This window comes from Salmonella sp. 32031103-2018-00083-FB-01-SM-01 (genome assembly GCF_017571995.1).
Taxonomy (GTDB): domain Bacteria; phylum Pseudomonadota; class Gammaproteobacteria; order Enterobacterales; family Enterobacteriaceae; genus Salmonella; species Salmonella enterica.
Window position 1 is genome coordinate 152,293 of record NZ_JAGEQL010000002.1, and the last position, 21,498, is coordinate 173,790.

The 21,498-nt window shown below is 54.6% G+C and carries 18 protein-coding genes and 1 riboswitch; of the genes, 11 read left to right on the plus strand and 7 right to left on the minus strand.

Features of this window, described 5'->3' with window-relative positions; genetic code table 11:
• Positions 1-178: 178 nt before the first annotated feature.
• The 4 genes from cra to leuO all read right to left on the minus strand — a co-directional run bounded on the left by cra (position 179) and on the right by leuO (position 4,949).
• Complete coding sequence (cra, locus tag J4614_RS07055; protein WP_000762406.1) at positions 179-1,183, minus strand: catabolite repressor/activator; 1,005 nt, start codon at positions 1,181-1,183, stop codon at positions 179-181.
• Positions 1,184-1,449: 266 nt separating this feature from the next.
• Positions 1,450-1,956: an acetolactate synthase small subunit gene (gene ilvN / locus J4614_RS07060; protein WP_024132263.1), complete on the minus strand. Its 507-nt coding sequence runs from the start codon at positions 1,954-1,956 to the stop codon at positions 1,450-1,452.
• Positions 1,957-1,958: 2 nt separating this feature from the next.
• Entirely contained in the window at positions 1,959-3,683 is a 1,725-nt protein-coding gene (gene ilvI / locus J4614_RS07065) for an acetolactate synthase 3 large subunit (RefSeq protein WP_039513871.1), read from the minus strand.
• A gap of 321 nt (positions 3,684-4,004) precedes the next feature.
• The gene (leuO, locus tag J4614_RS07070; RefSeq protein ID WP_001115421.1) at positions 4,005-4,949 is read right to left on the minus strand and encodes a transcriptional regulator LeuO; all 945 of its coding nucleotides are present in this window, start codon (positions 4,947-4,949) and stop codon (positions 4,005-4,007) included.
• Positions 4,950-5,605: 656 nt separating this feature from the next.
• Here leuO and leuL point away from each other — a divergent pair.
• From leuL to leuD, 5 genes are all read left to right on the plus strand, one after another.
• A complete protein-coding gene (gene leuL / locus J4614_RS07075; protein WP_001575587.1) occupies positions 5,606-5,692 on the plus strand; it encodes a leu operon leader peptide in 87 nt (28 codons plus the stop codon).
• 87 nt (positions 5,693-5,779) lie between these two features.
• The gene (gene leuA / locus J4614_RS07080; protein WP_000082819.1) at positions 5,780-7,351 is read left to right on the plus strand and encodes a 2-isopropylmalate synthase; all 1,572 of its coding nucleotides are present in this window, start codon (positions 5,780-5,782) and stop codon (positions 7,349-7,351) included.
• Positions 7,351-8,442 (plus strand): 3-isopropylmalate dehydrogenase, encoded by a 1,092-nt coding sequence (leuB, locus tag J4614_RS07085; RefSeq protein ID WP_000042325.1) that lies wholly within the window; start codon positions 7,351-7,353, stop codon positions 8,440-8,442. The genes leuA and leuB overlap by 1 nt, the downstream gene beginning before the upstream one ends.
• 2 nt (positions 8,443-8,444) lie before the next feature.
• Positions 8,445-9,845, plus strand: a complete 1,401-nt coding sequence (gene leuC / locus J4614_RS07090) for a 3-isopropylmalate dehydratase large subunit (protein ID WP_001140632.1) — start codon at positions 8,445-8,447, stop codon at positions 9,843-9,845.
• Between the two features lie 10 nt (positions 9,846-9,855).
• Positions 9,856-10,461, plus strand: a complete 606-nt coding sequence (gene leuD / locus J4614_RS07095; protein ID WP_000818267.1) for a 3-isopropylmalate dehydratase small subunit — start codon at positions 9,856-9,858, stop codon at positions 10,459-10,461.
• A 285-nt stretch (positions 10,462-10,746) separates the two neighbouring features.
• On the opposite strand, the gene sgrT is transcribed toward leuD, so the two are convergent.
• Positions 10,747-10,869 (minus strand): glucose uptake inhibitor SgrT, encoded by a 123-nt coding sequence (gene sgrT / locus J4614_RS07100; RefSeq protein WP_000553886.1) that lies wholly within the window; start codon positions 10,867-10,869, stop codon positions 10,747-10,749.
• 92 nt (positions 10,870-10,961) lie between these two features.
• Between sgrT and sgrR the strand changes: the two genes are divergently transcribed.
• The 4 genes from sgrR (at position 10,962) to thiQ (ending at position 16,059) form a co-directional block, all read left to right on the plus strand.
• Complete coding sequence (gene sgrR / locus J4614_RS07105; protein ID WP_001139030.1) at positions 10,962-12,620, plus strand: HTH-type transcriptional regulator SgrR; 1,659 nt, start codon at positions 10,962-10,964, stop codon at positions 12,618-12,620.
• A gap of 47 nt (positions 12,621-12,667) precedes the next feature.
• Positions 12,668-12,767, plus strand: a riboswitch (TPP riboswitch).
• A gap of 31 nt (positions 12,768-12,798) precedes the next feature.
• On the plus strand, positions 12,799-13,782 hold the full coding sequence (gene thiB / locus J4614_RS07110; RefSeq protein ID WP_000915330.1) for a thiamine ABC transporter substrate binding subunit: 984 nt from the start codon (positions 12,799-12,801) through the stop codon (positions 13,780-13,782).
• Positions 13,758-15,368 (plus strand): thiamine/thiamine pyrophosphate ABC transporter permease ThiP, encoded by a 1,611-nt coding sequence (gene thiP / locus J4614_RS07115; protein ID WP_023214742.1) that lies wholly within the window; start codon positions 13,758-13,760, stop codon positions 15,366-15,368. The genes thiB and thiP overlap by 25 nt, the downstream gene beginning before the upstream one ends.
• Positions 15,352-16,059 (plus strand): thiamine ABC transporter ATP-binding protein ThiQ, encoded by a 708-nt coding sequence (gene thiQ / locus J4614_RS07120; protein ID WP_023220757.1) that lies wholly within the window; start codon positions 15,352-15,354, stop codon positions 16,057-16,059. The genes thiP and thiQ overlap by 17 nt, the downstream gene beginning before the upstream one ends.
• A gap of 38 nt (positions 16,060-16,097) precedes the next feature.
• Here thiQ and J4614_RS07125 read toward each other — a convergent pair whose 3' ends face one another.
• Both J4614_RS07125 and araC read right to left on the minus strand, forming a co-directional pair.
• The gene (locus J4614_RS07125) at positions 16,098-16,865 is read right to left on the minus strand and encodes a DedA family protein (protein ID WP_001148371.1); all 768 of its coding nucleotides are present in this window, start codon (positions 16,863-16,865) and stop codon (positions 16,098-16,100) included.
• 118 nt (positions 16,866-16,983) lie between these two features.
• Positions 16,984-17,829, minus strand: coding sequence for an arabinose operon transcriptional regulator AraC (gene araC, locus J4614_RS07130; protein WP_000852387.1), 846 nt, complete (start codon positions 17,827-17,829; stop codon positions 16,984-16,986).
• A gap of 340 nt (positions 17,830-18,169) precedes the next feature.
• Between araC and araB the strand changes: the two genes are divergently transcribed.
• A complete protein-coding gene (araB, locus tag J4614_RS07135) occupies positions 18,170-19,879 on the plus strand; it encodes a ribulokinase (protein WP_208293115.1) in 1,710 nt (569 codons plus the stop codon).
• Between the two features lie 10 nt (positions 19,880-19,889).
• Positions 19,890-21,392 (plus strand): L-arabinose isomerase, encoded by a 1,503-nt coding sequence (gene araA, locus J4614_RS07140; protein ID WP_023212446.1) that lies wholly within the window; start codon positions 19,890-19,892, stop codon positions 21,390-21,392.
• Positions 21,393-21,498: the final 106 nt, after the last annotated feature.

Here is a 21,498-nt window from a genome sequence, read left to right on the forward strand (position 1 = left end):
AGGAAAAGACTCGTTACGTCTTAATTAGTGGAATATGGACGATTTCGGACAAAAGAAAGGTAATAAAAAAGAATTTTCGGATAATTTTAAGGAATAATCTTAATTATTTAAGGGATATTTTTACTGATACGCATTTGTTTGACGGCGGCAGAAGAGAGAGTCTTTTACCGCCGGTCCTTTAGCTACGGCTCAGAATGCCGCGACGATACAGGTTTCGCCGAATACGCGTTAAGCCAGGTTTCGGTTTACGCGGTTCATCAAGACTTGCCAGCACAATCTCCAGCACGCGTTCCGCGACATCACGATGACGCTGCGCCACCGCCAGTACCGGGCATTGCAGAAAATCCAGCAGCTCATGATCGCCGAAGGTCGCAATCGCCAAATCCGAGGGCAGTTTTCCATCGCGCCGCAGCGTAACGTCCATCACGCCCTGTAATAGCGCGAACGATGTCGTAAAGAGCGCCTGCGGCATAGGATGCGTTTCCAGCCATTTCTCAAACAGCTGCGCGGCGGCTTCGCGCTCATAGCTGTTGGCATATAAGAAATTCACCTCCCGCGGATCGTCTTTCCATGCGGTGCGGAACCCCTGCTCGCGCAGGAAACTGACGGACAACTCCGGCAGCGCGCCCAAATAAAGCACCGTTTCCGCCGGGAATTTACGCAGCTCTTCCGCCAACATCTCGGCATCATCCTGATCGGCGCCGACCACGCTGGTGAAATGTTCGCGATCCAGCGCGCGGTCGAGCGCGACGATGGGGAACGGATCGTTGGCCCAGCGCTGATAGAAGGGATGCTCCGGCGGTAACGAAGTTGAAACAATGATTGCATCCACCTGGCGTTGCAAAAGGTGCTCAATGCAGCGCATTTCGTTATCCGGCTGATCTTCAGAACAGGCGATCAGCAGTTGGTAGCCACGCTGGCGTGCCTGGCGCTCAAGATAATTTGCGATACGGGTGTAGCTCGTGTTTTCAAGGTCCGGGATCACCAGACCAATGGAACGTGTGCGTCCAGCACGCAGCCCGGCAGCCACAGCGTTAGGATGGTAATTGTGCTCACGCACTACCGCCATGACTTTTTCTACGGTTTTGTCGCTCACGCGGTATTGCTTTGCTTTACCGTTTATAACGTAGCTTGCAGTTGTGCGCGAGACACCGGCCAGCCGAGCGATTTCATCCAGTTTCACAATTGCCCCTTGTGTAAATTGTACAAACCATAACCTTTATGTCGGCATGGGTTAAAATCGTTAACATCTAAGCGCAGTTTGATCACTCCGGCAACCGCTTTTATTCCGGGTTACCACGGATTTCGCAAAAAAAAGCCCAACCGGTGATATTGGGTTGGGCGATAATTCCTGTTGGCTGATATCCGGCAAACCTGCCTGATGGCGTTACGCTTATCGGACCTGGGCCAGATATCAGCCTGTAGACCGGATAAAACGCACGCGCGTCGTCATCCGGCAAATCTGCTCAGCATAATCTTATCGCCGCGCGAAAGCCCGACGACGCCTGAACGCGCCACTTCAACAATTTTCGCCACGTCGCGCAGCGAGGCCAGAAAAGCATCCAGTTTATCGCTGGTACCCGCCAGTTGAACGGTATACAGCGTTGGCGTAACGTCAATAATCTGACCACGGAAAATTTCCGTATTACGCTTCACCTCTTCCCGTCCGTAGCCGCTGGCCTGGATTTTCACCAGCATGATTTCCCGCTCAACGTGCGCTCCCTGTCCCAGCTCGCTGACGCGCAGCACATCAACCAGCTTGTGCAGTTGCTTTTCAATTTGCTCAAGCACTTTTTCATCGCCTACCGTCTGGATAGTCATGCGCGACAACGTCGGATCGTCCGTCGGCGCGACGGTCAGGCTTTCAATATTATATCCGCGTTGCGAAAAGAGGCCGATAACCCGCGATAACGCCCCAGATTCGTTTTCCAGTAATACCGATAAAATCCGGCGCATCATCAGGTCCTCTCCGTTTTGCTTAACCACATTTCGTCCATCCCGCCCCCGCGAATCTGCATCGGATAGACATGCTCGCTGCCATCAACGGTGACATCGACGAACACCAGTCGGTTATTACGCACATGCTCAAGGGCTTCGCTGAGTTTACTTTCCAGCTCATCCGGACGGTTAATCTGCAGCCCAACATGGCCATATGCTTCCGCCAGGCGCACAAAATCCGGTAACGACTGCATATAAGACTGAGAATGGCGACCGGAATAGATCATATCCTGCCACTGTTTCACCATCCCCAGATAACGGTTGTTCAGATTCAGAACCAGTACCGGCAGTTCATACTGTAAGGCTGTCGATAGCTCCTGAATGTTCATCTGTATACTGCCATCGCCGGTCACGCAGACCACCATTTCTTTCGGCAGGGCCATTTTAACGCCCAGCGCAGCCGGTAGGCCAAAACCCATCGTGCCGAGCCCGCCGGAATTAATCCAGCGACGTGGTTTATCGAACGGGTAGTAGAGGGCGGCAAACATCTGGTGTTGTCCTACATCGGACGTCACGTAAGCGTCGCCCTTCGTCAGACGCCAGAGGGTTTCAATCACCGCCTGGGGTTTAATGCTTTCGCTTTCCGCGTCATATTTCAGGCACTGACGGGCGCGCCAGATCTCTATCTGCTGCCACCAGTCACGAATATCATCCTGCGGCTGAGACGGCGCATCCTGCGCCAGTAGCTCCAGCATTTGTTCCAGTACCAGGCGGGCATCGCCCACCACCGGGATATCAGCGTTAACCGTTTTGGATATGGACGTCGGGTCAATGTCGATGTGTAATACCGTCGCGTTCGGACAATATTTAGCGAGATTATTCGTCGTGCGGTCGTCAAATCGTACGCCAACAGCGAAAATCACGTCGGCGTTATGCATGGTCATATTGGCTTCATAAGTGCCATGCATTCCCAGCATTCCTAACGACTGGCGATGAGTAGCAGGAAACGCGCCCAGTCCCATTAATGAAGAGACCACCGGCAGGTTAAAGGTTTCAATGATGTGGCGCAGCGGCGTATAGCAGGCCGCGCTTATCGCCCCTCCCCCAACATAGACCACCGGCTTTTTTGCCGACGCCAGCGTTTGCAAGGCACGCTTAATTTGTCCTTTATGACCTGATGTTGTGGGATTGTAAGAGCGCATACTGACCGTTTCCGGCCAGGCATACGGCATTTTTTTCGCCGGATTCAAAATATCTTTTGGCAAATCCACGACCACCGGCCCAGGACGTCCGCTTGCCGCCAGCCAGAAGGCCTTTTTAAGCACCTGGGGAATATCTTCCGTCTGTTTGACCAGGAAGCTATGTTTGACCACCGGTCGGGAAATCCCCACCATGTCGCACTCCTGAAAGGCATCATAGCCAATCAATGAGGTGGCGACCTGGCCGGAAAGAATCACCAGCGGAATGGAATCCATATAGGCCGTAGCAATCCCGGTAATCGCATTGGTCGCTCCCGGTCCGGAAGTCACCAGCACCACGCCAACGTCGCCAGTGGCTCGCGCCAGGCCATCCGCCATATGCACCGCGGCCTGCTCATGACGCACCAGCACATGATCGATCCCTCCAACGGTATGTAGCGCATCATAAATATCAAGCACTGCGCCTCCAGGATAGCCGAACACCTGCTTTACGCCTTGATCGATAAGCGATCGGACGACCATCTCGGCTCCAGACAACATCTCCACGGCTTGCCTCCACTTTATACCTGTCATCACGGTTTGACGGACACCTTAACCGCTCGCTATCACGCCTGGCAATTGGGTGGAATGACGTAAAGATGGGGAAGGTTAGAATAATCAGGAGGCAAGAAGAGAAGAAATGGAGAAATACTCCGTCTGAATCACACCAGGTAATAAATAATCGCTTATAAATGCAGACTTACAGCAATTCATCTATTTTTCACAGCGACGAAAAGAATCGCTCACCGTTAATTCAGCATAAAATTTTTTATATACGCTAAAAAGCAGAATAAACCAGAATTTGTTTCTGATTTATTCTGCCCGGTTTTATCGCTTACAAACAGAAACTAATAAATCTTCCATCCATTGGTGCCCTTTATCACGCCCAGCCGCTTCATGCCAGGAAAGGTAGCATGTCCGGCTATTCAGTTTTAAAGGTAACGGCAATATTTGCAGCTCCAGCGACTCCGCAAACTCTTCCGCCAGCCAGCGCGGGGCAATAGCGACCAAATGCGTCTGCGAAACCACGTTCAGAACGCTGATAAGCGCCATGCCCTGATAAGCCACGCTCGACTGTTTATCCGGCGTGTCATACCACGGCTGACTAAATGACGCATAACGATCGAGAGAAACAACCGCATGTTGTTCATTATAAACATCGCCTTCCAGTAGCGGGCCGCTAATACGCGGGTGTTTACGGCTGGCGACTAAAACCATTTCATCTTTAAATAGCGGTACGCTGGTAAACTCAGGGCGACGGAATTCTTCATAACTAATAACGAACTCGGTTTCCTGATAGCGTAACTGATGCTCAGTATTCTGATTCAACGACGCTTTAAAAACGACATGAATATTTGGCGCAATTTTTTCTACACGATTATAAATCTGTGACGTCAGGATATTATCCAGCGGACTGCACACGCAAAGATTGAATACACGTTCGCTGCTGGTCGGCTCAAACCCCGATCCCGGCAATTCATTTTGCACCAATTGCAATGCCTGACGGACTGAACCAAATAACTGAAATGCACGGGCAGTCGGCTGAATTCCTCGTCCATATCGAACAAAAAGTTCGTCATTAAACATAACCTTCAGACGCGCTACGGCGTTACTAACCGCAGGCTGCGACATTCCCAGCGTGTGGGCGGCGCGCGTAATATTCTGCTCTTGCATTACCGCATCGAACACGGTCAATAGGTTCAAATCAACCATGCGAAGCTGTGGTTTGCCCATATCTAAAAGATGCGGCTTTTCGGTTTTGACCTCTGGCATATTTAACTCCACTGTCACGCTTAACTCCCTTTTTCTGGCTGAAGGCAGAAATAATTCCTGAAAATATGATTTACCATGCATATAAAATAAGAAAAAGGGAAAGCGTTAAAATTCGGAAAACATAAAGACGCTGACAGAGACAAATAGAATGCCAGCGCAAGCGTAATGTGTCCTGAGTCACACCATTGCGATTCATAATGTTTAAATTACGCAAGCAATATAACCATAACTATGGCGAATACACAATCATACACCAAGTGAATGATCATTTAAGTTTCAATTAAATGTTTATATTATTAATAGCTAAAAAGTTAACATTAATTTATCAATAACTTTATCCTTATCCATTAAGTAAACAAGGTTATTTGTTAAAATATAAAATAAATCAAAAAGATAAACCAAACCTTTAGCATACCTTTAACAGGCCATTCCCCTAACCAATTTGCAAACAAAAATGCCTAAATATTTCAAACAATGAAAAGTATGAATGTCCACTCGTTCTTTTATCCTTTATTGGACGCGCAGCCCAGCACAATTAGCTAAAGTACGTATCCGGATATGGTCAACAAAATGCAATGGCGACAGAAATCAGAGTTGACATTAAACGGCATATCCAGTACCACTAAAAGCATATCGCATTCGCTGGAGCTGAATTAATGTCACATATCGTTCGTTTCACTGGGCTACTACTACTCAACGCATTTATTGTGCGCGGTAGACCGGTGGGCGGCATTCAACATTAAGTCAGCTCGAAGTCAAACAAAACCCGCGCCGTTGCGCGGGTTTTTTTATGCCTGACGCAAGGCGCCCCTGGAGACAAGGACCACATCATGAGCCAGCAAGTCATTATTTTTGATACGACCTTACGCGACGGCGAACAAGCGTTACAGGCCAGCCTGAGCGCGAAAGAGAAGCTGCAGATTGCCCTGGCCCTTGAGCGCATGGGCGTTGATGTCATGGAAGTAGGCTTCCCGGTCTCTTCTCCGGGTGATTTTGAATCTGTCCAAACCATCGCCCGCACCATTAAAAACAGCCGCGTTTGCGCCCTGGCGCGTTGTGTAGAAAAAGACATCGACGTCGCGGCACAGGCGCTGAAGGTCGCCGACGCGTTTCGCATCCATACTTTTATCGCCACCTCGCCAATGCACATCGCCACCAAGCTGCGCAGCACGCTGGATGAGGTCATCGAACGCGCGGTATACATGGTTAAGCGGGCGCGTAATTACACTGATGACGTGGAGTTCTCCTGCGAAGATGCTGGCCGGACGCCTGTTGACGATCTGGCGCGCGTGGTGGAAGCCGCTATAAACGCCGGCGCGAGAACCATTAATATTCCCGATACCGTGGGCTATACCATGCCGTTTGAGTTCGCGGGAATCATTTCCGGCCTGTATGAACGTGTCCCCAATATCGACAAAGCTATCATCTCCGTTCATACCCACGACGATTTAGGGATAGCAGTAGGCAACTCGCTGGCGGCAGTACATGCGGGCGCGCGTCAGGTTGAAGGCGCGATGAACGGTATCGGAGAACGTGCCGGTAACTGCGCACTGGAAGAAGTGATCATGGCGATTAAAGTGCGCAAAGACATCATGAACGTACACACCAATATCAATCACCACGAAATCTGGCGCACCAGCCAGACCGTCAGCCAGATCTGTAACATGCCGATCCCGGCCAACAAAGCGATTGTCGGCAGCGGCGCTTTCGCCCACTCTTCCGGCATCCACCAGGATGGCGTCCTCAAGAACCGCGAAAACTATGAAATCATGACGCCAGAGTCCATCGGTCTGAACCAGATACAGCTGAACCTGACCTCCCGCTCTGGCCGTGCCGCCGTGAAACATCGCATGGAAGAGATGGGTTACAAGGACACAGACTACAACATGGACCACCTGTACGACGCGTTCCTGAAGCTGGCGGACAAAAAAGGCCAGGTGTTCGACTATGACCTGGAAGCGCTGGCGTTTATTAATAAACAGCAAGAAGAACCAGAGCATTTCCGTCTGGATTACTTCAGCGTGCAGTCCGGCTCCAGCGATATCGCCACTGCTTCCGTGAAGCTGGCCTGTGGTGAAGAGATCAAGGCCGAGGCGGCGAACGGCAACGGCCCGGTCGACGCCATCTATCAGGCGATTAACCGCATCACTGGCTACGACGTTGAGTTGGTTAAATACGACCTGAACGCCAAAGGCCAGGGCAAAGACGCGCTGGGTCAGGTCGATATCGTCGTGAACCATCATGGTCGCCGCTTCCACGGCGTCGGGCTGGCGACGGATATCGTCGAATCCTCCGCCAAAGCGATGGTGCACGTACTGAACAATATCTGGCGCGCAGCCGAAGTTGAAAAAGAATTGCAACGCAAAGCTCAAAATAAAGAGAACAACAAGGAAACCGTGTAATGTCGAAGAACTATCATATTGCCGTACTGCCGGGCGACGGTATCGGCCCGGAAGTCATGGCGCAAGCCCTGAAAGTTATGGATGCGGTACGCAGCCGTTTTGATATGCGTATCACCACCAGCCACTATGACGTCGGCGGTATTGCTATCGACAATCATGGTCATCCACTGCCGAAAGCCACCGTTGAAGGGTGCGAGCAGGCGGATGCCATTCTGTTTGGCTCCGTCGGCGGCCCGAAATGGGAAAATTTGCCCCCGGAAAGCCAGCCGGAGCGCGGCGCCCTGCTGCCGCTGCGCAAACATTTCAAATTATTCAGTAATCTGCGTCCGGCGAAACTGTATCAGGGACTGGAAGCATTTTGCCCGTTGCGCGCCGATATCGCCGCTAACGGTTTCGATATCCTGTGCGTGCGCGAGCTGACCGGCGGGATCTATTTCGGACAGCCAAAAGGCCGTGAAGGCAGCGGTCAGTACGAAAAAGCCTTTGATACCGAAGTTTATCACCGCTTTGAGATCGAGCGCATTGCCCGTATCGCCTTTGAATCGGCGCGTAAACGCCGCCGTAAAGTCACCTCTATTGATAAAGCCAACGTACTGCAAAGCTCTATCCTGTGGCGTGAGATCGTCAATGATGTCGCGAAAACGTATCCCGATGTGGAACTCGCGCACATGTATATCGATAACGCCACCATGCAGTTGATTAAAGACCCGTCGCAGTTTGACGTACTGCTGTGCTCTAACCTGTTCGGCGACATTCTGTCCGACGAATGCGCCATGATCACCGGCTCAATGGGGATGTTGCCCTCCGCCAGCCTGAACGAGCAAGGGTTTGGCCTGTATGAACCGGCTGGCGGCTCCGCGCCGGATATCGCCGGGAAAAATATCGCCAATCCAATTGCGCAGATCCTGTCGCTGGCGCTGCTGCTGCGCTACAGCCTGGATGCCAACGATGCGGCAACGGCCATTGAACAGGCGATCAATCGCGCATTAGAAGAGGGCGTTCGCACCGGCGATTTAGCCAGGGGCGCTGCCGCAGTCAGTACCGATGAGATGGGCGATATTATCGCCCGCTATGTCGCAGAAGGGGTGTAATCATGGCCAAAACGTTATACGAAAAATTATTTGATGCCCACGTGGTCTTTGAGGCGCCAAACGAAACGCCGCTGCTGTACATCGACCGCCACCTGGTGCATGAAGTCACCTCTCCGCAGGCGTTTGACGGTCTGCGCGCGCACCATCGTCCGGTACGTCAGCCAGGGAAAACCTTCGCCACGATGGATCACAACGTCTCGACGCAGACTAAAGACATTAATGCCTCCGGTGAAATGGCGCGTATCCAGATGCAGGAGCTGATTAAGAACTGTAACGAGTTCGGCGTCGAGCTGTATGACCTGAATCACCCATATCAGGGCATCGTCCATGTGATGGGGCCGGAACAGGGCGTCACCCTGCCGGGCATGACCATCGTCTGCGGCGACTCCCACACCGCCACCCACGGCGCGTTTGGCGCGCTGGCCTTCGGCATCGGCACTTCTGAGGTAGAACATGTACTGGCGACGCAAACTCTGAAACAGGGGCGCGCTAAAACCATGAAGATTGAAGTCACGGGCAACGCCGCACCGGGCATTACCGCCAAAGACATCGTGCTGGCGATCATCGGTAAAACCGGCAGCGCCGGCGGCACCGGGCACGTGGTTGAATTTTGCGGCGACGCTATCCGCGCGCTGAGTATGGAAGGCCGCATGACGCTGTGCAATATGGCGATTGAGATGGGCGCCAAAGCCGGTCTGGTCGCCCCGGATGAAACCACTTTTAACTACGTAAAAGGGCGTTTGCACGCGCCGAAGGGCCGCGATTTTGACGAAGCCGTCGAGTACTGGAAAACGCTGAAAACCGATGACGGCGCGACCTTTGATACTGTCGTCACCCTGCGAGCAGAAGAGATCGCGCCGCAGGTGACCTGGGGCACGAATCCGGGCCAGGTGATTTCCGTCACCGACATCATCCCCGATCCCGCCTCTTTTAGCGATCCGGTTGAGCGCGCCAGCGCCGAAAAAGCGCTGGCTTATATGGGCTTACAGCCGGGCGTACCGTTAACGGACGTTGCTATTGATAAAGTCTTTATCGGCTCTTGTACCAATTCGCGTATTGAAGATTTGCGCGCGGCGGCGGAAGTCGCCAAAGGGCGCAAAGTCGCGCCTGGCGTGCAGGCGCTGGTGGTGCCGGGTTCAGGTCCGGTGAAAGCGCAGGCGGAAGCGGAAGGTCTGGACAAGATCTTTATCGAAGCAGGATTTGAATGGCGCTTACCGGGCTGTTCCATGTGCCTGGCCATGAATAATGACCGCCTGAACCCGGGCGAGCGCTGCGCATCCACCAGCAACCGTAACTTTGAAGGCCGTCAGGGCCGCGGGGGTCGCACGCATTTAGTCAGCCCGGCGATGGCCGCCGCTGCCGCCGTTACCGGCCACTTCGCCGACATTCGCAGCATCAAATAAGGAAACTACCATGGCAGAGAAATTTACCCAGCATACCGGCCTGGTTGTCCCACTGGATGCCGCCAACGTCGATACCGATGCAATTATCCCTAAACAGTTTTTGCAAAAGGTTACGCGCACCGGTTTTGGCGCCCATCTGTTTAACGACTGGCGTTTCCTGGACGAAAAGGGCCAACAGCCAAATCCGGAATTCGTGTTGAACTTTCCGGAATATCAAGGCGCGTCGATACTGCTGGCGCGGGAAAACTTTGGCTGCGGCTCGTCACGCGAGCACGCGCCGTGGGCGTTGACCGATTACGGCTTTAAAGTGGTGATCGCGCCAAGCTTCGCCGACATCTTCTACGGCAACAGTTTCAATAATCAACTGCTGCCGGTAACCCTGAGCGACGCACAGGTCGATGAGCTGTTTGCCCTGGTGAAAGCCAATCCGGGCATTAAATTTGAAGTGGATCTGGAAGCACAGGTGGTGAAAGCAGGCGATAAGACCTACAGCTTTAAAATCGACGACTTCCGCCGCCACTGCATGTTGAACGGTCTGGACAGCATTGGGCTGACGCTACAGCACGAAGACGCGATTGCCGCCTACGAAAATAAACAACCGGCATTTATGCGGTAACCCTTCACGCCTTACCGGGCCTACAGGTTATGCAATATCACCCGGTTGCCATTATATTCTGTAGGCCTGATAAGCGTAGCGCCATCAAGCTCCGGGTTACTCATCAGTCGCTCATGCCGGGGATATTCCGGCATTTTTTATACGATTTTTACTCGCCCGGTCACCACCTGCGTGACCACAGAAACAGCCGAAATAAAAAAAGCCAGCAGGTATTATCTGCTGGCGGGTGATTTTAGGCTATCGCCTACACCAATACTCAGTCACACATGATGTCTGCAATTGGCTTCAATCGGTCGCCTCCCACTGCATCAGTTCCGCGAGCATTTTTAAGCGCTGCGGCGCGCTCAGGCAAGCCAGCCAGGACGTTTTTTCCGTCGCGGCAAAATATCTCAACCAGAACTGGTGCATAGTGACCTCTTCCTCTTGCTTCATCGAAAGATATTATTGGCCTAATATAGGGATAATAAAATTGCTGAGTTTTTCATCGGAGTTCCCCTTTTATGCCCTCAGGTCGCCTGCAACAACAATTTATCCGTCTCTGGCAATGTTGTGACGGTAAAACGCAAGACACCACGCTTAATGAGCTGGCGGATCTGCTGAACTGTTCGCGTCGCCATATGCGTACGCTGCTAAATACGATGCAGGCGCGCGGTTGGCTAACATGGGAAGCCGAAGTTGGACGCGGAAAGCGTTCGCGTCTGACGTTCCTGTATACCGGACTGGCGCTGCAACAGCAGCGGGCGGAAGACCTGCTGGAACAAGATCGAATCGATCAACTGGTACAACTGGTCGGCGATAAAAGCGCTGTCAGGCAAATGCTGATTTCCCATCTGGGACGCAGCTTCCGCCAGGGGCGGCATATTCTGCGGGTTCTTTACTATCGTCCGATGCACAATCTCCTGCCGGGAACCGCATTACGTCGCTCGGAAACTCATATTGCCCGGCAAATTTTCAGTTCGCTCACGCGGGTAAATGAGGAAAACGGGGAACTGGAAGCGGACATTGCGCACCACTGGCAGCAAATTTCCCCTTTACTGTGGCGCTTCTACCTGCGCCCCGGCATTCATTTTCATCATGGCCGCGAGCTGGAGATGGAAGATGTCATCGCCTCGCTGACGCGTATCAATACGCTTCCGCTTTACTCGCACATCACAAAAATAGATTCCCCTACCGCGTGGACGCTGGATATTCATCTTTCCCAGCCGGATCGCTGGTTGCCGTGGCTGCTGGGCCAGGTCCCGGCGATGATTTTGCCGCGGGAGTGGGAAACGCTGGCTAATTTCGCCAGCCACCCAATCGGCACCGGGCCTTATGCCGTGCGGCGTAATACGCCGAACCAGCTCAAGATACTCGCCTTTGATGACTACTTCGGCTATCGGGCGTTGATAGACGAAGTGAACGTCTGGGTACTGCCGGATATCAGTGAAGAACCGGCCTGCGGATTGATGCTGGAAGGGCCGATACAAGGCGGTGAAAAAGCGATAGAAAGCCGACTGGAAGAGGGGTGCTATTACCTGCTATTCGACGCCAGAACGCCGCGCGGCGCGCATCCGCAGGTCAGAGAATGGGTAAGCCACGTCCTCTCCCCCACCAATTTACTCTATCATGCCGATGAACCGCTACAGCAGCTCTGGTTCCCGGCCTATGGGCTTTTACCGCGCTGGCATCACGCCCGTCCAGGCCCGGGCGAAAAACCCGCCGGTCTGGAAACCCTCACGCTGACCTTCTATCGCGAACACATTGAGCACCGGGTTATCGCCCGTATCATGAGCGCGCTTCTGGCTGAACATCAGGTGCATTTGCATATTCAGGAGATCGACTACGATCAATGGCACGCCGGCGAGATCGAAAGCGATATCTGGCTCAATAGCGCTAACTTTACGCTGCCGCTGGATTTCTCGCTGTTCGCGCACCTGTGCGAAGTGCCGCTCTTGCAGAACTGCATTCCGCGCGACTGGCAGGACGACGCCGCGCAGTGGCGCGCTGGCAAGATGAACCTGGCGAACTGGTGCCAGCAACTGCTGGCCAACAAAGCGATTGTGCCGCTGATCCACCACTGGCTGATTATCCAGGGACAGCGCAGTATGCGCGGGCTGCGCATGAATACCCTCGGCTGGTTTGATTTTAAATCGGCGTGGTTTGCGCCGCCGGACCCTTAAAAGCCAGCTCTTAATTGCTGCCCGGCAACAAAATCACTACACTAACGCCGAACTCAACGGGGTGCCGCGCTCATGCGCGCGCTGAGAAAATACCCGTCGAACCTGATCCGGATAATGCCGGCGAAGGGATTTGAGGCTACCTCTCAAGTCCTTTGCCACTCTTTAACTGAGGTGCAAAGTGTTAAAAAAATATCTTCCGCTTTTACTCCTGTGCGCGGCGCCTGCTTTCGCCAAACCCGTTCTCACCGTCTATACCTACGACTCGTTCGCCGCCGACTGGGGGCCAGGCCCGGCGGTGAAAAAAGCGTTTGAAGCCGATTGCAACTGCGAGCTGAAACTGGTGGCGCTGGAGGATGGCGTTTCGCTGCTCAACCGCCTGCGGATGGAGGGGAAGAACAGCAAAGCCGATGTGGTGTTGGGGCTGGACAACAATCTGCTGGAAGCGGCCACGCAAACTAAGCTCTTTGCCAAAAGCGGCGTGGCGAATGAGGCGGTCAAGGTGCCCGGCGGCTGGAAAAACGACACATTTGTGCCGTTCGATTACGGCTATTTCGCCTTTGTCTACGATAAAAGCAAACTGAAAAATCCGCCGAAAAGCCTGAAAGAACTGGTCGAGAGCGATCAAAAATGGCGGGTGATTTATCAGGACCCGCGTACCAGTACGCCAGGGCTGGGGCTGTTACTGTGGATGCGCAAAGTCTATGGCGATAACGCGCCGCAGGCCTGGCAAAAACTGACGGCCAAAACGGTGACGGTGACGAAAGGCTGGAGCGAGGCCTACGGTTTATTTCTGAAAGGTGAAAGCGATTTGGTGCTCAGTTACACCACCTCTCCGGCGTATCACATTATTGAAGAGAAGAAGGACAATTACGCCGCCGCGAACTTCAGCGAAGGCCATTACTTACAGGTAGAAGTCGCGGCGCGTACCGTCGCCAGTAAGCAGCCGGAACTGGCGGAGAAATTCCTCAAATTTATGGTTTCTCCGGCGTTTCAGAACGCCATACCCACCGGCAACTGGATGTACCCGGTAGCGGACGTCGCCTTACCCGCAGGGTTTGAATCATTGGCAAAACCCGCCACAACGCTGGAATTCACGCCGCAACAAGTGGCAGCACAACGCCAGGCATGGATTAGCGAATGGCAACGCGCCGTCAGCCGTTAATTCCCGGCTGGCTGATTCCGGGGCTGTGCGCCGCCGCGCTGATGATAACCGTCGCGCTGGCGGCCTTTCTGGCGCTTTGGCTGAACGCGCCGGCGGGCGCGTGGTCGACAATCTGGCGGGATAGCTATCTGTGGCATGTGGTGCGCTTCTCATTCTGGCAGGCGTTTCTGTCCGCAGTGCTGTCTGTGGTCCCGGCGGTTTTTCTCGCCCGCGCGCTTTATCGACGCCGTTTTCCTGGACGTCTGGCGCTGCTGCGTCTGTGCGCCATGACGCTGATTCTGCCGGTACTGGTTGCCGTGTTCGGCATTCTTAGCGTGTATGGCCGTCAGGGCTGGCTGGCCTCGCTGTGGCAGATGCTGGGGCTTCAGTGGACATTCTCCCCCTACGGCTTGCAGGGCATTTTACTGGCGCACGTCTTTTTTAACCTGCCAATGGCGAGCCGTTTGTTGCTGCAATCTTTGGAAAGCATTCCCGGCGAGCAGCGCCAGCTCGCCGCCCAGCTCGGTATGCGCGGCTGGCATTTTTTTCGTTTTGTCGAATGGCCGTGGCTGCGCCGCCAAATTCCGCCCGTCGCGGCGCTGATTTTTATGCTCTGCTTCGCCAGTTTCGCAACGGTCCTGTCGCTCGGCGGCGGCCCGCAGGCCACCACTATCGAACTGGCTATCTTTCAGGCGCTCAGTTATGACTACGATCCCGCCCGCGCGGCGATGCTGGCATTAATCCAGATGGTCTGCTGCCTGGCGCTGGTACTGCTAAGCCAACGGCTGAGCAAAGCGATTGCGCCGGGGATGACGCTGACGCAGGGTTGGCGCGATCCTGACGATCGTCTCCACAGCCGTCTGACGGACGCCTTATTAATCGTGCTGGCGCTGCTGCTGCTGCTTCCGCCGCTGGTCGCCGTGGTGGTCGATGGCGTCAACCGCAGCCTGCCGGAGGTGCTGGCGCAACCCATTCTGTGGCAGGCTGTCTGGACATCGCTACGCATTGCGCTGGCGGCGGGCGTTCTGTGTGTGGTGCTGACCATGATGCTGCTGTGGAGTAGCCGCGAGCTACGCCAACGCCAGCAACTATTCGCCGGACAAACGCTGGAACTCAGCGGGATGTTGATCCTCGCGATGCCGGGGATCGTGCTGGCGACAGGCTTCTTTTTACTGCTCAATAGCAGCGTTGGCTTACCGGAATCCGCCGACGGCATCGTGATTTTCACCAATGCGCTGATGGCAATCCCCTACGCGCTAAAAGTCCTGGAAAACCCAATGCGCGATATTACCGCCCGTTATGGAATGCTGTGCCAGTCATTAGGAATTGAAGGCTGGTCGCGGTTAAAGGTCGTGGAACTGCGGGCGCTGAAACGTCCGCTGGCGCAGGCGCTGGCGTTTGCCTGCGTACTTTCTATCGGTGATTTTGGCGTCGTCGCGCTTTTCGGCAATGACAATTTCCGCACGCTGCCGTTTTATCTGTATCAGCAGATCGGCTCCTACCGCAGCCAGGACGGCGCGGTGACCGCGCTGATACTGCTGCTGCTCTGCTTTACGTTATTTACCCTCATAGAGAAACTACCGGGCCGACATGCTAAAACTGATTGATATCACCTGGCTTTACCATCATTTGCCGATGCGTTTTACGCTGGCGGTAGAACGCGGCGAGCAGGTGGCGATTCTTGGCCCCAGCGGCGCGGGAAAAAGCACGTTGTTGAATTTAATTGCCGGTTTTCTTGCACCTGCCAGCGGTACGCTACTGATTGCCGGCGACGATCATACGCTTACGCCGCCCTCACGCCGTCCGGTCTCAATGCTGTTTCAGGAGAATAATTTATTCAGCCACCTGAATGTACAGCAAAATATCGGTCTGGGGCTAAACCCCGGGTTAACGCTCAACGCCAGCCAGCGGGAAAAACGGGACGCTATCGCACGTCAGATGGGCATTGAGAGTCTGATGGCGCGTTTGCCGGGCGAACTGTCCGGCGGCCAGCGTCAGCGGGTAGCGCTGGCGCGCTGCCTGGTACGTGAACAGCCAGTACTGCTGCTGGATGAACCGTTCTCCGCGCTCGATCCCGCACTGCGTCAGGAGATGCTGACGTTGGTCAGCGATATCTGCCGCGAGCGACAGCTCACGCTGTTGATGGTCTCGCACAGCGTGGAAGATGCGGCGCGAATTGCGCCCCGGTCAATCGTCGTCGCCGACGGGCGTATCGCGTGGCAAGGCAAAACAGACGAGCTACTAAGCGGTCAAGCCAGCGCCTCAGCGCTATTGGGCATCAAATCCCATATTTTGTAGGCCGGATAAGGCGAAGCCGCCATCCGGCAAAGGAATCGTTAGTAACCCACAACTTTGCGCAGAATATCGATATATACCGGCATCAGCGGGTGGCGAACCAGCACCACCAGCGCGACCACGCCGATCCCGAGCGTCAACGGCGCCAGATACAGCAAACGGCTGCGGGGGAGATACGCGGTTAAACGATCGACTGCCGCTTTGCCGCTGCGCCACAGCCGCCAGCATAGCCAGCCTCCGACCCACAGCAGCAACGCCGTCGCCAGCAGCAGCCATTTGAAATCTCCGCTCTGCATATCGGAAGGAATATCGATTGCCGCTCCCGCCAGAATGCCCGGCAGGAAATAAAACGGCGGCCACAGCAAACAGCCAATCAAGTTCGGCCCAATAAATTTCGCCACGGGAAGATCCAGCATCCCTGCCACCATCGGCACCAGCGGCCTCGTCGGACCGACAAAACGTCCGACCAGGATCGTGAACATACTGTGCTGATGCAGCGCATGTTCGGTTTTATCCAGCAGCGACTTGTTCTTTTTCATAAAAGACCAGCGGTGTAGCGGCTTTTTAAAGCGCCACCCCAGCCAGAACGAAATCCAGTCGCCCATCAGACAGCCGATAATACCCACCAGCCAGGCATGCCAAAAATTGAGCTCGCCGCTGCCGATAAGCGCGCCCAGCCCCGCCATCAGTACCGTGCCGGGTAAAATCAACCCCACCAGCGCCAGCGATTCCAGGAAGGCGACCAGCAACACGGCGATAAGCGAATACAGAGTGGATTGGGTGATAAAGTGTTCCAGCAGTGCTTGCATAGTGTGTCCGTCAGCGTGATGAAGCAGGGATTCTGCTTACCCCGTCCCCCTTCGTCAAGCCGTCAATTATCCGAATAGTTACGGCTTATGACATCTTTGTGGACACATCATTCACTTTTTATTCACATCCGGCCCTGAACTCGCTAGGACTTGCCCCGGTGCATTTTTTAAATACCCGCGAAAAATAGAGCTGATCGTCAAATCCAACATTGCGCCCAACGGTCGCTATCGGCATTCGCGTGGTGCTAAGCAGGAGTTTCGCCTGGCTGATACGCTGATCTTCGCGCCAACTCAATACGCTAATGCCTAACTGCTGGCGAAACAGATGCGATAACCGGGAGGGCGACAGGCAGACATGCTGGGCGACGCTGGCGATATCAAAATGGCTGTCCGCCAGATGGTCGCTGATATACTGGCAGGCATCGCGCACACGGCTATCCATCGGCGGATGCAACGACTCATTAATTACCGCCATACGTCTGAGCAACAACTGCTCCAGCAGATTGATCGCCAGTAGCTCAGAATAGCGGCCTTCCCCTTGCCCGGCGCTGATGATCTGCCCGAACAGTTCGCTGAAATGCGGCTGGCGCGCCTCGTCCGGGCGGAAAAATCCTGTCTGGGCAAAGATTGTCGGCCAGGTCAGCCACTCCTGCCAGTAGGCGCGAGGCCGGAAATAAACCCACTGGTGATACCACTCGCTGGCGTCCGGATGCCGTCCATAGTGATGAATCTCGCCCGGCGGAAACAATAATATATCGCCAGGCCGACAGACAAACTGCTCGCCATTATTATTAATGACGCCTTCTCCGCGGATGGTCAGGTTAAGAATATATCCCTTCATGCCCAACGGACGATCGATAAAAAAATCCAGATATCCATTCGCTTCAATCGGCGTCAGCCCGGCGACCAGATGGGCATTAAATGAATATCCCGGCAATAGCGGATCATTTTGCGTTTCAGCCATGATTTATCTACCCCCCGATGTTCAGAGAAGAAACAAATTGTCCATATTGACCAGGACGACAGTGCTTACGTCTCCGCAAGACTTTGCGCTTGATGAAAGCACGTATCAACCCCGCTTGTGAAAAGCGCTTTGTAACAAAAGCGTACAGTTCAGGCGATAAAATTAAGTAACAGAAGTGTCTATAACTATGGCTGGAATGTCCACATTGAATATTTGCACAGCGTCACACTTTGCAAAGCATTAGCATTTTTGTCCATAAGATTAGCGAATCCTGCCTGACGGTTTTTGCCGCGACTCTCTACTGTTTCTCCATACCTGTTTTTCTGGATGGAGTAAGACGATGGCAATTGCAATTGGCCTCGATTTTGGCAGTGATTCAGTGCGCGCTCTGGCAGTGGACTGCGCCACCGGCGACGAGATCGCCACCAGCGTAGAGTGGTATCCGCGCTGGCAAGAAGGCCGTTATTGCGACGGCCCGAACAACCAGTTCCGTCATCATCCGCGCGACTACATGGAGTCAATGGAGGCCGCGCTGAAAGCCGTTCTGGCACAATTAAGCTCCGCGCAACGCGCAAATGTCGTTGGCATTGGCGTTGACAGCACCGGTTCTACGCCAGCGCCGATTGACGCCGACGGTAACGTCCTGGCGCTGCGTCCGGAGTTCGCCGAGAACCCGAATGCGATGTTTGTGCTGTGGAAAGATCACACCGCGGTGGAAGAGGCCGACGAAATCACTCGTCTGTGCCATAAGCCAGGTAAGGTCGACTACTCCCGCTATATTGGCGGCATTTACTCCAGCGAATGGTTCTGGGCGAAGATTCTGCACGTCACCCGTCAGGATAGCGCCGTCGCGCAGGCCGCCGTCTCGTGGATTGAGCTGTGTGACTGGGTGCCGGCGCTGCTTTCCGGCACCACTCGCCCGCAGGATATCCGCCGTGGCCGCTGCAGCGCCGGGCACAAAACGCTGTGGCATGAAAGCTGGGGCGGCCTGCCACCCGCGAGCTTCTTTGATGAACTCGATCCGTGCATTAACCGTCATCTGCGCTACCCGTTATTTAGCGAAACCTTCACCGCCGATCTGCCCGTGGGCACCCTGTGCGCCGAATGGGCGCAGCGCCTCGGCTTGCCGGAAAGCGTAGTGATTTCCGGCGGCGCGTTCGACTGTCACATGGGCACGGTCGGCGCGGGCGCGCAGCCCAATACGCTGGTAAAAGTCATCGGCACGTCTACCTGCGACATTCTGATTGCGGATAAACAGAGCGTCGGGGATCGCGCCGTGAAAGGCATTTGCGGTCAGGTTGATGGCAGCGTGGTGCCGAACTTTATCGGTCTGGAAGCGGGCCAGTCCGCTTTCGGCGACATCTACGCCTGGTTTAGCCGCGTGTTGAACTGGCCGCTGGAGCAACTTGCCGCGCAGCACCCGGAACTGAAAACCCAGATTAACGCCAGCCAGAAGCAGCTACTGCCAGCGCTCACCGACGCCTGGGCGAAAAATCCGTCCCTGGATCACCTGCCGGTGGTGCTCGACTGGTTTAACGGTCGCCGCACGCCAAACGCTAATCAGCGTCTGAAAGGCGTCATTACCGATCTCAATCTCGCCACCGACGCGCCAGCGCTGTTTGGTGGTCTGGTCGCCTCGACCGCCTTCGGCGCGCGCGCCATTCAGGAGTGTTTTACCGATCAGGGTATCGCGGTCAATAACGTGATGGCGCTTGGCGGCATCGCCCGTAAAAATCAGGTCATTATGCAGGTCTGCTGCGACGTACTGAATCGTCCGTTGCAGATCGTCGCTTCCGACCAGTGTTGCGCATTAGGCGCCGCTATCTTTGCCGCCGTCGCTGCGAAAGTCCATGCCGATATTCCTGCCGCCCAGCAAAGCATGGCAAGCGCGGTAGAACGCACTCTGCGTCCCCGCCCTGAACAGGCGCAACGCCTCGAACAGCTTTACCGCCGCTACCAGCAGTGGGCGCTAAGCGCAGAACAACATTATCTTCCGACTGCCGCGCCGGCGCCAACGACCCCGGCCAATCAGGCAATCCTGACTCATTAAGGACACGACAATGACGATTTTTGATAATTATGAAGTATGGTTTGTGATTGGCAGCCAGCATTTGTATGGCGCAGAAACCCTGCGTCAGGTCACTCAACATGCCGAGCATGTGGTCAACGCGCTGAATACCGAAGCCAAACTGCCATGTAAACTGGTATTAAAACCGCTGGGCACCTCGCCGGATGAGATTACCGCCATTTGTCGTGACGCCAATTATGACGATCGCTGCGCAGGACTGGTGGTCTGGCTGCACACCTTCTCCCCGGCCAAAATGTGGATCAACGGGCTGAGTATCCTTAACAAACCACTACTGCAATTCCATACCCAATTTAACGCCGCCCTGCCGTGGGACAGCATCGATATGGACTTTATGAACCTGAACCAGACTGCGCACGGCGGCCGCGAGTTCGGTTTTATCGGCGCGCGGATGCGTCAGCAGCACGCGGTCGTCACTGGCCACTGGCAGGATAAAGAGGCCCATACGCGTATCGGCGCCTGGATGCGCCAGGCGGTCTCTAAACAGGATACCCGCCAGCTAAAAGTCTGCCGCTTCGGCGACAATATGCGTGAAGTCGCAGTGACTGACGGTGATAAAGTGGCCGCGCAAATCAAATTTGGCTTTTCGGTCAATACCTGGGCGGTCGGCGATCTGGTGCAGGTGGTGAACTCCATCAGCGACGGCGATATCAACGCTCTGATTGACGAGTATGAAAGCAGCTATACCCTGACGCCCGCCACCCGGATCCACGGCGATAAACGCCAGAACGTGCGGGAAGCGGCGCGTATTGAACTCGGTATGAAGCGTTTCCTGGAACAGGGCGGCTTCCACGCATTCACTACTACCTTTGAAGATTTACACGGTCTGAAACAACTCCCGGGTCTGGCCGTACAGCGTCTTATGCAACAGGGCTACGGCTTTGCGGGCGAAGGCGACTGGAAAACCGCCGCTCTGCTTCGCATTATGAAAGTGATGTCAACCGGTCTGCAGGGCGGCACCTCATTTATGGAGGATTACACCTACCACTTCGAGAAAGGCAACGATCTGGTGCTCGGCTCGCACATGCTGGAGGTGTGTCCCTCCATCGCGGTGGAAGAGAAACCGATCCTCGACGTCCAGCACCTCGGCATTGGCGGTAAGGAAGATCCGGCGCGTTTGATTTTCAATACCCAAACCGGCCCGGCGATCGTCGCCAGCCTGATCGACCTCGGCGATCGTTATCGCCTGCTGGTCAACTGCATTGACACCGTAAAAACGCCGCACTCCCTGCCGAAACTGCCGGTGGCTAACGCGCTGTGGAAGGCGCAGCCGGATCTGCCGACCGCCTCCGAAGCGTGGATTCTGGCTGGCGGCGCGCACCATACCGTCTTCAGCCACGCGCTGGATCTGAACGATATGCGCCAGTTCGCAGAAATACACGATATCGAAATCGCGGTAATTGATAACGATACCCGTCTGCCGGCCTTTAAGGACGCGCTGCGCTGGAACGAGGTGTATTACGGTTTAAAACGCTAAAAGTGAAGTCTGAATGCCCGGTGGCACTGCGTTTACCGGGCCTACGGTCCTGTAGGCCGAATAAGGCATTTGTGTCGCCATCCGGCACACCGTCGCTCGTAGGCCG